The 13,196-nt window shown below is 64.8% G+C and carries 9 protein-coding genes; 7 read left to right on the top strand and 2 right to left on the bottom strand.

Annotated features, from left to right (window positions below; translation table 11 throughout):
• Positions 1 to 15: 15 nt before the first annotated feature.
• Both scpA and RFM68_RS08570 read right to left on the bottom strand, forming a co-directional pair.
• Positions 16 to 2,139 carry a methylmalonyl-CoA mutase gene (gene scpA / locus RFM68_RS08565; protein WP_320232289.1) on the bottom strand — a complete coding sequence of 708 codons (2,124 nt, stop codon included), beginning with the start codon at positions 2,137 to 2,139 and terminating at the stop codon, positions 16 to 18.
• A complete protein-coding gene (locus tag RFM68_RS08570) occupies positions 2,136 to 3,578 on the bottom strand; it encodes a methylmalonyl-CoA mutase subunit beta (protein WP_320232290.1) in 1,443 nt (480 codons plus the stop codon). The genes scpA and RFM68_RS08570 overlap by 4 nt, the downstream gene beginning before the upstream one ends.
• Before the next feature lie 254 nt (positions 3,579 to 3,832).
• On the opposite strand from RFM68_RS08570, the gene RFM68_RS08575 reads away from it, so the two are divergent.
• From RFM68_RS08575 to RFM68_RS08605, 7 genes are all read left to right on the top strand, one after another.
• The gene (locus RFM68_RS08575) at positions 3,833 to 5,356 is read left to right on the top strand and encodes a helicase HerA-like C-terminal domain-containing protein (RefSeq protein ID WP_320232291.1); all 1,524 of its coding nucleotides are present in this window, start codon (positions 3,833 to 3,835) and stop codon (positions 5,354 to 5,356) included.
• Between the two features lie 443 nt (positions 5,357 to 5,799).
• Complete coding sequence (locus RFM68_RS08580; protein WP_320232292.1) at positions 5,800 to 6,222, top strand: AraC family transcriptional regulator; 423 nt, start codon at positions 5,800 to 5,802, stop codon at positions 6,220 to 6,222.
• A 200-nt stretch (positions 6,223 to 6,422) separates the two neighbouring features.
• Entirely contained in the window at positions 6,423 to 6,875 is a 453-nt protein-coding gene (locus RFM68_RS08585) for a hypothetical protein (RefSeq protein ID WP_320232293.1), read from the top strand.
• Complete coding sequence (locus RFM68_RS08590) at positions 6,872 to 11,194, top strand: YadA-like family protein (RefSeq protein WP_320232294.1); 4,323 nt, start codon at positions 6,872 to 6,874, stop codon at positions 11,192 to 11,194. Before RFM68_RS08585 ends, RFM68_RS08590 begins: the two co-directional genes overlap by 4 nt.
• A gap of 4 nt (positions 11,195 to 11,198) precedes the next feature.
• Positions 11,199 to 11,774, top strand: coding sequence for an invasion associated locus B family protein (locus RFM68_RS08595; protein ID WP_320232295.1), 576 nt, complete (start codon positions 11,199 to 11,201; stop codon positions 11,772 to 11,774).
• 6 nt (positions 11,775 to 11,780) lie between these two features.
• Positions 11,781 to 12,527: a hypothetical protein gene (locus tag RFM68_RS08600; RefSeq protein WP_320232296.1), complete on the top strand. Its 747-nt coding sequence runs from the start codon at positions 11,781 to 11,783 to the stop codon at positions 12,525 to 12,527.
• Between the two features lie 151 nt (positions 12,528 to 12,678).
• On the top strand, positions 12,679 to 13,152 hold the full coding sequence (locus RFM68_RS08605; protein WP_320232297.1) for a DUF4189 domain-containing protein: 474 nt from the start codon (positions 12,679 to 12,681) through the stop codon (positions 13,150 to 13,152).
• Positions 13,153 to 13,196 lie beyond the last annotated feature (44 nt).

The raw sequence follows: 13,196 nt of genomic DNA on the forward strand, positions 1-13,196 counted from the left end.
GGAATTATAACGACGTCAGCTAGCCGCCAGCAACCGATCCATCAGCCGGTTTGCCGCTTCCGGAATCACCGTGCCCGGCGGGAAGATCTCCGCGGCGCCCGCCGCCAGCACAGCATCATAATCCTGCGGCGGGATGACGCCGCCGGCGACGATCAGCATGTCGCCATGGCCGAGCTTCTTCAGCGCGTCCTTGAGCTCGGGGATCAGCGTCAGGTGCCCGGCGGCTAAAGAGGATGCGCCGATGATGTCGACATCGTGCTGCACCGCCAGCTTTGCGATCTCGTCCGGCGTCTGGAACATCGGTCCGACGGTGACGTCGAAGCCCAGATCGGCAAAGGCGCTGGCGATCACCTTCTGACCGCGGTCGTGGCCGTCCTGGCCCATCTTGGCGACCAGGATGCGCGGCTTGCCGCCGGATTTCTTCTCGAACGCTTCGATCTTTTCCTTGAGCCGATCGGCAATCGGATTGTCGCCGAGCGCGTCGCGATAGACACCGGAGATGATCTGCACCGTGGCCGTATGACGGCCGAAGACTTTTTCCAGCGCCAGCGAAATCTCGCCGACCGTAGCATTGGCGCGCGCGGCACGGATCGCGAATTCGAGCAGGTTCTCGTCGCCCTCCGCGGCACGGGTCAGCGCCGCTAGCGAGTCCTCCAGGGCGGCGACATCGCGTGTGCCCTTCAGCCGCTGCAGCTTCGCCAACTGCCGGGCCTTCACCTCGGCATTGTCGATCTTGAGCACGTCGACCTCGGTATCGACTTCCGGGCGATGCGCGTTGACGCCGACCAGCACCTGCTCGCCGGAATCGATGCGCGCCTGGGTGCGGGCGGCGGCTTCCTCGATGCGCAGCTTAGGAATGCCTTTCTCGATCGCCGCAGCCATGCCGCCGAGGCTCTCGACTTCCTCGATATGGGCAAGCGCGCGCGCCGCCAGATCATGCGTCAGTCGCTCGACATAGGCCGAGCCGCCCCACGGATCGATCACCCGCGTGGTGCCGGATTCCTTCTGCAGGATGAGCTGCGTGTTGCGGGCGATCCGCGCCGAATGGTCGGTCGGCAGCGCCATCGCCTCGTCGAATGAATTGGTGTGCAGCGACTGCGTATGCCCCTGCGTCGCCGCCATCGCCTCGATCATCGTACGGGTGATGTTGTTGTAGGGGTCTTGCGCCGTGAGCGACCAGCCCGAGGTCTGGCAATGGGTGCGCAGGGACAGCGAGCGCTCGTCCTTCGGCGAAAAATTCTTCTTCATCAGGCTCGACCACAACAGCCTTGCGGCCCTGAGCTTGGCGACCTCCATGAAGAAGTTCATGCCGATCGCCCAGAAGAACGAAAGGCGCGGCGCGAAGCGGTCGATGTCGAGGCCCGCGGTGACGCCGGCGCGCGCATATTCGATGCCGTCGGCGATCGTATAGGCAAGCTCGAGGTCGGCCGTCGCGCCGGCCTCCTGCATGTGGTAGCCAGAGATCGAGATCGAGTTGAACTTCGGCATATGCCTGGAGGTATAGGCGAAGATGTCCGACACGATCCGCATCGAAGTTTTCGGCGGATAGATGTAGGTATTGCGGACCATGAACTCCTTCAGGATGTCGTTCTGAATGGTCCCGGCGAGATTTTTCTCGGCGACGCCTTGTTCCTCCGCCGCGACAATGAAGAGGGCCATGATCGGCAGCACCGCGCCGTTCATCGTCATCGACACCGTCATTTCGTTCAGCGGGATACCGTCGAACAGTTGGCGCATGTCGAGGATGGAATCGATCGCCACGCCCGCCATGCCGACGTCGCCGGCGACGCGCGGATGGTCGCTGTCATAACCGCGATGGGTGGCGAGATCGAAGGCGACGGACAGACCCTTCTGACCGGCGGCGAGATTGCGCCGGTAGAAGGCGTTGGATTCCTCCGCCGTCGAGAAACCGGCATATTGGCGGATCGTCCAGGGCTGCTGAACATACATGGTCGGGTAGGGGCCGCGCACGAAGGGCGGCATGCCCGGATAGGTGTCGAGATTGGCGAGCCCCTTGAGGTCGCCCTGCGTATAGAGATGCTTTACGGCGATGCCTTCCGGCGTCATCCGCTGGCCTGTGGCCTCCGCGGGAGAGTGACGCGGCGCCGACCAGCCGATCTGGCTGAAATCCGGGATCACGATCCGGCTCCGATCGATTGATCGATGCGCACCGGAAACAGCGGCTCGCAAGTCGCCACGCCCTCCGTCAGCGCCGGCCGCCGTTCCGCCGAAAGTGTCTCGACCGGCCGCTCGTTCGGCGCGCGGTAAAGCGTCGTGCCGACAATGCCGCGTTCGCCAGATCGATAGGCGCCGTTGCGCTTGGCGGCGGCCGTCTGCACGCGGTTCTGGATATAGCCCTGCTGCAGGCTGGCGAGCACGCCGCCCTCGGCCTCGATACGCTGAAACTCCTCCCAGGCGGCTGCGCAAAGATCGTTGGTCAGCGTCTCGACCGCGCCCGAGCCGCTGGCGGGGTCGGCGACATGGCCGATATGGCTCTCCTCGGCCATGATCAACTGCGCATTGCGGGCAACGCGGCGGGCAAAGCCGGCCGGCAGCCCATGCGTGATCGTGTGCGGCAGGATCGAGATCGAATCGGCGCCGCCGGTTGCGGCCGCGAAGGCCGCGATCGCCGTACGAAGGATATTGGTCTCCGGGTCGGCCATCGTCATCATGCGATGGGAGGTCTCGGCATGGATGCTGGCGGTCGAGGCCGGGATCGAGCAGGCCTCCTGGAGGCGCGCCCAGAGCTTGCGCAACGCCCGCAGCTTGGCCATCGACAGGAACTGGTCCTGGTCGACGCTGAGCGCGAAGCCGATATAGGGTGCTGCATAGACCAGCGGCTGGCGCGCCTTCTCGAACATCCTCAGATAGGACACGACCGAGGCCATCATCGTGCCGAGCTCCTGCGCCTCGGTGGCGCCGGCATTGTGGAAGACGCGGCCGTCGGCCTCGAGCAGCACGCCCGGCACGCCCATCGAAAAGAAATGCGCCAGCGACTGCGGCATCGATTCCTGCAGCGCCTCGATCGAGGTGCGCAGCCGCCCGGTGCCGGCGAAAATCGCCGCTGGGTCGATGCCGAAAGAGAGGTTGAGCTTGGTCGGATCGGAGCGGCGGCGGCTTAAGAAAGCGAGCAACCAGTCGGCCACGGCGCGGCTCCACGGATGCGCGTCGATGCGCACCTGCACGCGGTTGAGCGGCACCCCGTCGAGCACCGTTTCCAGCGCTTCCGCGGTGCGCGGCAGGCCGTAGCCGAAGGCATTCGGCGCGCCCTCGAAGACCAGCGACAGGCCGGTCGCACCCTGGGCGATGTCTTCCAGGGCTTGCGCGCTCGCCCGGGCAATGTCCGGGTCGTCGACGCGCTGGCTGACGATCCACGGTGCTGTCGGATTTGTGCGCGGTAGCGGCTCTGCGGTCGTCGAGCGCTGGCTGAGCGGTTCGATGCGGATGCCGTCATCGGTGCGGGAAACCAGCTTTTCCTCGAAGGAACCGCCGGCAAGCGCCTTCTCCGCCAGCGTCCGCCAACGCTTGGCGTCCGGATTCGGAAGGTCGACATCCCTGGTCAAGGCGCCGGCGCCCATCGCTCTCCTCGCTTCTCGGCCGCATCGGCCGGCTCCAGCCAATCTAAGGTCAGCAACCTGATATCACAATGCGTCATCCGGCCGGGTTTTCTTGCGGCCAGCTGACCGATTGCCAAACATGCGCAAAATCCGCAAGCGCCAAAGGCCGAATTCGGAGCCGGCCCCCAAACTCGATACTGGCCATTGCCGCCTGCCGCTGGCGTTACTATACCTCGGGTGAGGCCTTTGAGCGGAACAGATTGCGGAGACCGGACATGGTTGACGAGACCAGCATCTTCATCGGCGCCAGCCGCAAGCCCGACGATTCCTACCAGCGCGCGGAAGAGGTGCTGCTGCGCTACGGCAACCGCCACGGCCTGGTCACCGGGGCCACGGGCACCGGCAAGACGGTTAGCCTGCAGATCCTGGCCGAAGGCTTTTCGAATGCCGGCGTGCCGGTCTTCTGCGCCGACATCAAGGGCGACCTTTCCGGCATATCCATGATGGGCGAGGCCAAGGATTTCCTGGTCAAGCGCGCCGGAGAGGTGAAGCTCGATCCTTACCAGTTCCAGGAATTCCCGGTCATCTTCTGGGATCTGTTCGGCGAGCAGGGCCATCCGATCCGTGCCACCATTTCCGAGATGGGGCCGCTGCTTTTGTCGCGGCTGATGAACCTCACGGAGGCGCAGGAAGGTGTCATGAACATCGCCTTCCGCATCGCCGACGAGGAGGGTCTGCTGCTGCTTGATTTGAAGGACCTGCAGGCGTTGCTCGCCAACATCGCCGACCGCGCCGACGAACTCAGCGCGCGCTACGGCAATGTCACCAGGCCGTCGGTCGGCGCCATCCAGCGCACGCTCCTGGTGCTGGAGAGCCAAGGCGCGGCAAACTTCTTCGGCGAGCCGGCGCTGCGCATCGCCGACATCATGCGCACCACGCGCGACGGCCGCGGCGCGATCAGCGTTCTGGCCGCCGACAAGCTGATGATGAATCCCAGGCTCTACGCCACCTTCCTGCTGTGGCTGATGTCGGAGCTGTTCGAGGAACTGCCGGAGGTCGGCGATCTCGACCAGCCGAAGCTGGTCTTCTTCTTCGACGAGGCGCATCTCCTGTTCGAGGACGCGCCGAAAGTGCTGATCGACCGCGTCGAGCAGGTGGTGCGGCTGATCCGCTCCAAGGGCGTCGGCGTCTATTTCGTCACCCAGAACCCGCTCGATACCCCGGAAAAGGTGCTGGCCCAGCTCGGCAACCGCGTCCAGCACGCGCTGCGCGCCTACACGCCGCGCGAGCAGCAGGCGGTGCGGACTGCGGCCGACACGTTCCGGCCCAATCCCGATTTCGATTGCGCCACCGCCATCACCCAGCTCGCCACCGGCGAAGCGCTGGTCTCGATGCTGGAGGACAAGGGCGTGCCGGCCATGGTCCAGCGCACGCTGATCCGGCCGCCGTCATCGCGGCTCGGCCCGATCACGCCGGACGAGCGCCGCAAGATCATCGCCGGGAGCCCGGTGACCGGCCAGTACGACCAGGTCGTCGACCGCGAATCGGCCTTCGAGATCCTGCAGAAAAAGGCCAAGGAGGCGCAGGACGCCGAGGCCCAGGCGCAGCAGCAAAACAGCGGCGGCTCGCGCTGGACCATTCCGGGCTTCGACGATGTCTTGGGGTCTGGCAATCGGCGGTCTTCCAACCGCCAGACCGTCGCCGAAGCCGCCATCAAGTCGGTGGTGCGCTCGGTCGGCTCATCGGTCGGCCGCGCCATCGTGCGTGGCATCCTGGGGAGCCTGGCTCGGGGGCGGTAGCGCGGGGCGGCGGCCGTCCGCTTCTTGGCCCGCCAGATCAAACGGGCGTCCGTCCCGTTGCAGTAGTGGTCGCCGTAGCGGGCGAGTCACTTCCGCATTCGGCGTGTTGGATCTCCCGCTCGCCACGCCAAGCGAATTTGCATGGCACCCTGACGCGTCAGAGGCTGTCCTTGTTACCTCACGACGAAAAAATCTTACTTGAGAACAATCGGATAGCAGCAGCATCATCTAAAGTTTTCGTGAGAGAAGTTTTTCCTCGTCGAACCGCAATTTCGTGAAATACCGAATGCCCCAAATCATGGCTCTTGGCGTGCGTGTCGTTGGGTCAAACCGGACGGCGCTACCAACCAAACGCACGATCACAATTGTTTTGCCTGGGGAACCGGACACACGTGTCGAGGTTGGACTAGGACTGGCGGGGGGGCCGGCATCAGGAGACCGAGTTGCGGCGCGACGATCATCTGCCAGCCGTATTTTCGGAGATCGCTTCCGACAGGGCTCCCTTGCCAAACGCCAAGGGTGGATTGTCGGTCAGGCACACCCACCAAATCCAGCAATTCCTGAAAGAGAACTTCTCGCGCAAGCTGTCTCTGGCGGAGATGGCGGCCGTATGCGACTTGTCCCCCTACCATTTCGCCCGTGCTTTTTCGAAGACGTTCGGTGTGTCGCCTTATCAGTATGTTCTGGTTCTTCGCCTGGACCTTGCTGAAAAACTGCTTGCCGGCAGCCGCATGTCGATCACGGACATTGCCGATCTGAGCGGATTTTCGAGCCAGAGCCACTTCACCACCGTGATGAGGAAGTATCGCCACGTGACACCTCAACAGGTGCGGACAAGGCAGCGGCGCCGGAAATCTGAAAATTAAGGTCCCTCTAATTTAGCGACTATCTAAGTTGAACGGCCGCTAATTAAAGCTATTCCTGAAGTAACTCGTCGTTAACTACTGATATTTGACGTACTATTTTTTGATAGAACAGCAATTTATTGAAATACCCGAGTCAAAAAGCATGGCCTCTTGGAAGCAAATTCCGGCTGTCCCGGATTCTGATTTGACCGCGAGGGGGCATGAGCGACGATACGGCCATCGGCCGCAGCCTATCCGAAGAGATCGGCTACTGGCTGGAGTCGGCCTCGAAGACGCTCGAGAAGCGCTACGGAAACGGCGTGCCCATGGCAAAGCAGGACATGCTGCTGGCTCATTATCTCTACGGCCTCACCGCCGTTGTCCATGCGGGCGATGCGCCTGCCGCCCATCTGGCGGCCGTGCGGTCCTATCTCGGGCGGCTGATTCCGGACGAGCGGGTCGCAAGAGCGCTCCAGACCGTGCCCGAGGAAGGCGACGCGTGGCTTGAAAACACGCTCGATCGCGTCGAGGCGATCGGCGAAAAACAGGGCCATGCGCTGCTGGCGCGCGGTGCCGATGTGATCATTCCATTTTCGAGCAGACACGCGTCAGTGGCAGGGTCGGCGGAACCTGCCATCGAGAGCGACCTACCAAAGGAGGCACTTTCGCAATGACCCCCAGGCAAGGACGAACCACACGGCGCGGGTCGGCGCGCTTCGCTGGAAACTGGGTCTCCGGCGCTGCCGGCAGCCGCTCGCTCCGTCGGCGCCTGATGGCGGCGCTGCGCAACGCGCATCGCGTGCTCGGCCTGAAGCGCAACCGGCTGGGGCATGGGATGATCGGCGCCGGTCGGGTGCTCGGGGCACAGCTTGCCGTCGTGGGGATCATGATCCCGCAGGCAGCTTTCGCGCAGGTTGTCATTGGTAACGGCGTTCTGACCAACGTCGCGAACTGCACGAGTCCTTCTGCAGGGGTACAAAGCGTAGCCATCGGTTGTGCCAGCACCGCCACCGGCTCCGCCTCAACCGCCATCGGCGATGGCGCCCAAGTGAACGGCAACGACGGCGTGGCGTTAGGCACCGGTGTCACCGCAACGGGCAATGCTTCGATCGCCATCGGCTATGCGATGGGGGTCAATGGCCTCAACGCCATAGGCATAGGTGTCTTCGCGAACGCGACCGGCGTCAATGCTCTCGCGTTAGGCGGGAATGCCCATGCCAACGCGGACGGAGCAACCTCCATTGGCGTCAACTCGTCTGCGAGCCAAGGCGCCACCGCTCTTGGCCTGGCCGCGAGTGCCGGCGGACTGAATTCGGCGTCGTTCGGCTATGTATCCGTGGCGAGCGGGCTGCGTGCCACTGCCCTCGGCTACGGGGCGAACGCGTCCGGATTGGATGCGTTTGCTCAGGGCAACTCGGCCAGCGCAAGCAACCAAAATGCGATAGCAATAGGCTTCCAGGCGGTCGCGTCCGATATCAACGCCATCAATATTGGCGGGCGCACTGTCGCGGGAACAGGTGCGCTGGCGCAGGGTGCCATCGCCCTTGGCACGGATGTGTTGGCATCTCAGCAAAGAACCGTTGCCATAGGCGTTCTCACCAAAGCAACGGGAACGGGCGCAACGGCGATGGGCAACACAGCCAGCGCCTGGGGCAACCAGTCCATCGCATTCGGCGTGGGCGCGCAGGCGGGCGTTCAAGCCAACACAGCCTTGCCCAATAGTATCGCGATCGGCACCAATTCACTCTCTTCCGGCGCCTTCGCCACCGCGATGGGTGCTACGTCAGTTGCGAGCGGCGCCGCCAGTACAGCGGTTGGCAACACCGCCGTTGCAAGCGGCGCAAATGCCTCCTCATTCGGATCTGGAGCGAGTGCGGCAGGAGACAATTCTCTCGCTGCCGGCGTCAGCGCCAGCGCCAGCGGAATCGCCAGCACCGCACTAGGCATCAGCGCCAATGCGTCGGCGGCGAGCGCCATCGCCGTCGGCAACAACGCCAAGGCCGATGCCGCCGAGGCTGTCGCCATGGGCACAAATGCGGTTGCGACCGGCGGCAAGGCGGTCTCCATCGGCTCGGGCAACACCGCCTATGGCAATGGCGCGGTTTCGATCGGCGATCCGAGCTATGCCAGCGGCACCGGCGCCGTCACCAGCGGCGCCAACAACATCGCCAACAGCGACGGCACGGCCACCGCCACCGCTGCCAACCAGGCCGCAGGCGCCGTCGCCATCGGCAACAACAACAAGGCGATCGGACAGGGCTCCGTGGCGCTGGGCAACGGCTCCACCGCGGGTGCTGCCGGCTTCGTCGGCAACGTCGCGCTGGGCAATGGCGCGACAGCGACCGCGAGCTCCGGTGACGTCGCGCTGGGCTCGGGCTCGGTCACCGACGTGGCGGTCGCCACCAGCGGCGCCACAATCGGCGGCGTCGCCTACAGCTTCGCCGGCACGAATCCGACGAGCACCGTCAGCGTCGGCGCGCTTGGCGCGGAGCGGACCATCACCAATGTCGCCGCGGGCCGGCTCGGCAACGCCTCGACCGACGCCATCAACGGCTCGCAGCTTTTCGCCACCAACCAGCAGGTGACGCAGAACACCACCGATATCGCGGCCAACACCGCCGACATCACCAATCTCGGCAATACGATCACCAACATCAACACCGGCGGCGGCATCAAGTATTTCCACGCCAACTCGACGCTGCCCGATTCCCAGGCTCTCGGGACCGATTCTGTTGCGATCGGCCCGAACGCGGTGGCCAACAACGCCGGCGACGTGGCGATCGGCCTGAATTCCGTGTCCGGCACCACGACGGCGGTCGGCGGCACGACGATCGGCGGCGTGAACTATACCTTTGCCGGAACCACGCCGGCCGGCGCGTTCTCGGTCGGTTCGCTGGGCGCCGAGCGCCAGATCCAGAACGTCGCGGCAGGCCGGCTGAGCAACGCCTCGACCGACGCTGTCAACGGCTCGCAGCTCTTCGCGACGAACCAGCAGGTGACGCAGAACACCACCGACATCGCCGCCAACACCGCCGACATCACCACTCTCGGCAATACGATCAACAACATCAACACCGGCGGGGGCATCAAATACTTCCATGCCAATTCGACGCTGGCGGATTCCCAGGCGCTGGGGACGGATTCGGTCGCCATCGGCCCCAATGCCGTCGCCACCAATGCCGGCGATGTTGCTATCGGTCTCAACGCGGTTTCCGGCACGACAACTGCCGTCGGCAGCACGGTCATCGGCGGCACGACCTACACCTTTGCGGGCACCACCCCGGCCGGTGCGTTCTCGGTCGGCTCGGTGGGCGCGGAGCGCCAGATCCAGAACGTCGCGGCGGGGCAGTTGAACGGCTCGTCGACCGACGCGGTCAACGGCTCGCAACTCTTCGCCACCAACCAGCAGGTGACGCAGAACACCACCGACATCGCCGCCAACACCGCCGACATCGCCGCCAATACGGTCGACATCACCAATCTCGGCAACGCGATCAACAACATCGCCGGCGACACCTCGACCGCCTATACCGACGCGAATGGCGAAGGCATCCGCTATGTGCGCACCAACGACAGCACGCTGCCTGTTACCGATGCCTTCGCGCAAGGCGTCGGCTCCTCCGCCCTCGGCTACCAGGCGACCGCCTCCGCTGGCGATGCGCTGGCGCTTGGCCGGGCAACTCAGGCCACTGTGCTCGGCAGCGTGGCGCTCGGCGCCGGCTCCGTCTCGGACCGTGCGGTCGCGCCCGTATCGGGATCGATCCTCTCCGGCACTGGCCTCGTGCCCTACAACACCACGGACATGACCCTGCTGGGCGCCGTCTCGGTGGGCACCTCCACCTCCTATCGCCAGATCATCAACGTGGCCGACGGCACGCAGGACCAGGATGCGGTCACGCTCCGTCAGTTGAAGGGCGCGCTGAGTTCCTTCGCGGTGACCGGGACCCAGTACTTCCACGCTAATTCGACGGCTTCGGACTCGCTTGCGGTCGGCACCGATTCCGTCGCGATCGGTCCGCGCACCACCGTCAATGGCGACAACGGCATCGGCATGGGCAACGGCGCCATCGTCCAGCAGACGGCGCCTGGCGGCATCGCGATCGGCCAGACCTCGACGGTCAATGCGGCAGACAGCATCGCGCTAGGCACGAACTCGACCGCCAACGGCGCCCAGTCGATGGCGCTCGGCGCCGGCGCCACGGCCAACGAGCCGGGCAGTGTCGCGCTCGGCGCGGGCTCGACGACGGCGGCGGCGGTCGCCACCACCGGCACGACGATAAACGGCGTCGCCTACACCTTCGCCGGAACCACCCCGACGAGCACGGTGAGCGTCGGCGACGTCGGCAACGAGCGCACCGTCACCAATGTGGCGGCGGGACGGATCAGCCAGACTTCGACTGACGCCATCAACGGCAGCCAGCTCTACGCCACGAACCAGGCCGTCGAAGCTGTGCAGGGCAGTGTCGGCGATCTGAACGAATTCGCCGTCCAGTATGACAAGAACCCGGACGGCACCAAGTCCAACTCGCTGACGCTCGTCGGCGGCGACGTGAATGCGCCCGTCGTCATCCACAATATCGGCGCCGGCACCGCCGACACCGACGCGGTCAACGTCAAGCAGCTCACCGATGGATTGTCGCTCAACCTGGCGGACTCCAAGACCTACACCAACCAGGTGGCGACCACGACGCTCCAGCAGGCCAATGCCTATACGGACTCCAAGCTCAGCCAGCTCAACATGGACATGGGCGAGGCCCGGGGCGAGGCGCGTCAGGCCGCCGCGATCGGACTAGCGGCTGCTTCGCTGCGTTACGACGACCGTCCCGGCAAGCTGAGCGTGGCAGCCGGCGGCGGCTACTGGCGCGGCGAGGGCGCCGTTGCGTTCGGCGCCGGCTATACCAGCGAGGATGGGCGAGCCCGGGCAAACCTGTCCGGCACGACGGCGGGCGGGCACTGGGGTGTCGGCGCGGGCGTCAGCTTTACCTTGAACTGAATCGATGACCAGGCAAGCAGTCTCTGCCTTTGCGATAGGCATGACCTGCCTGCTCCTGTCCGGGCCGCGCGCGGCCGGACAGGAGGCGGTCCCGTCCGCCTATCGGATAAAGCCTTCGGACGTCGCTGTGCCTCCCGACGTGAAGCTCGGCGAATATCAGCGGACCACACGTCCGTTCGAGAACTGGACGCTGATCTGCGACGAGAACCTGCAGGCCAGGAAAAAGGTCTGCAACATCAGCCAGTCCTTTATCGATCAGGGCCAGGCGCTGGTCTTCAGTTGGTCGCTGGCGGCTGACGAGAAGGGCAAGCCCTTCATGATATTGCGGACCCCCAGCGCGATCGGCGCAGGCAGCAGGCTCTCGCTCAAATTCGCCGGCCGCAAGCAGCCGGTGGACGTTCAATTGCAGGCCTGCGACGCGTCGGTTTGCGTCGGTTATCTTCCCGTCGGCCCGGTGCTTCGCGAGCAGATCGGCAAGGAGACCACCGTCCAGGTTTCCTATTCCTTGCCCTCCGGGGCGACCGTCAGCCTCGATGCCCCCTTCAAGGGGCTCAAGACCGCGCTGTCGGCCATCAACTAGAGAGACTTGCAGATGACCCGCCAATCCATCGAAGACAGAATCCTGACGCGCTCCCAGTCCGCTCCGCTCCCGGAACCGCCCGCCGGCTCGCTGCCGGTGCGCTCTTCGGCCTGGCGGCTGGTGCGAAACACCGCGTTGCTTGGCGCGTTCGCCGTCCTGGTCGCCGCGGCGGTCATCATCTCGTTTCGCCTCTCGCCCGCGCTCGGCACGTTCGTCGCCGGGACCGCCTCGGCACAAGCACAAGCGCCCGCCCAAGGCAAGCCAGCGGAGGCCAAGCCAGCGGAGGCCAAGCCCATGTCGGCGGATGCTTCGGCGAACAAGAATCCGTTTCAGGCGCATGTGAGCCAGGCGGGCCTGCGCACCTGCGCCAATCTCTTTGCCACGCTCGGGCAGGCTCTGACCGCGGGATCGACCTATGCGATCCAGACACAATGGGACAACGGCTCGCCCGATACCCACGCCGTGCAAGCCGTTGCCGGGATGAGCTACGACCTGCCGGACTATAAAACGCAAGCCGCCGGCGTCGTCTTTGCCTCGCCCGTCGGCCAGACCTGCGAGGGCGGCTTCGTGCGCGTGGCGCCGTTCCAGCATTCTTGTCAGGATGTCGCTGCCACGCTCCCGAAGGGCAGTCTTCTGGCGGACAATCTTTCGAACACGATGCTTTTCAACCTGGCCAACAATGGCGGCCAGGCCCTTCTGGTCCCCACGGGCAACACCTGCATCGTCGTCTCGGTCGCGCACATGGGCGGTTAGAGCAATTCCAGGAAAAGTGTGAGCGGTTTTCCGTCCGGAATTGCGTCAAAACAAAGGGATAGAGCGGTTCGCCGTTTCGGTGAAATGGTGAAACGCTCTAGCGGCCGGGCACGGTCATCGATTCTGAATAGCTGCAATCGGGAGCCACGAAATGCTGATCAACCGTCGCCTTTCCTTCTCGCTGCTGGCGACGCTCGCCGGACTTACGATTGCGAGCCACGCCGCGGACCTGGTGGCGCCGGAGCCGACGCAGACAGGCGAGGAAAAAGGCATTTGGGGAGCGATCGCCTTTTCACCGGCCGACGGACGGCACGGCTTCTTCTGGGGCGCCGACAAGCGTGACGAGGCGGAGGACATCGCGCTCAAGCATTGCGAGAATGCGGATGGCGCCGGTTGCGAGGTCGTCGAGGTGTTCCGCAACCATCGCCACTGGGACGATGACGACGGCACCGGCTTTCCCTACGAGCATTGCGCGGCGCTCTCGGTGGGCAAGAATGCTTCCGCCGGCAAGCCATTCTGGGGTGCAGCGTCGGCCATTACCCGCCGCGAAGCGGAGGACAAGGCGTTGACCCTTTGTGGCGGCAAGGAGAAGGAGTGCAAGATCCGCGAGTGGGTCTGCACCTGACTTTGCCGCTGGCTTCATGCGGCCGCGGCGATCGGCCTACCGTT

The sequence above is a fragment of the Mesorhizobium montanum genome (assembly GCF_033977145.1).
GTDB classification, from domain to species: Bacteria; Pseudomonadota; Alphaproteobacteria; order Rhizobiales; family Rhizobiaceae; genus Mesorhizobium; species Mesorhizobium montanum.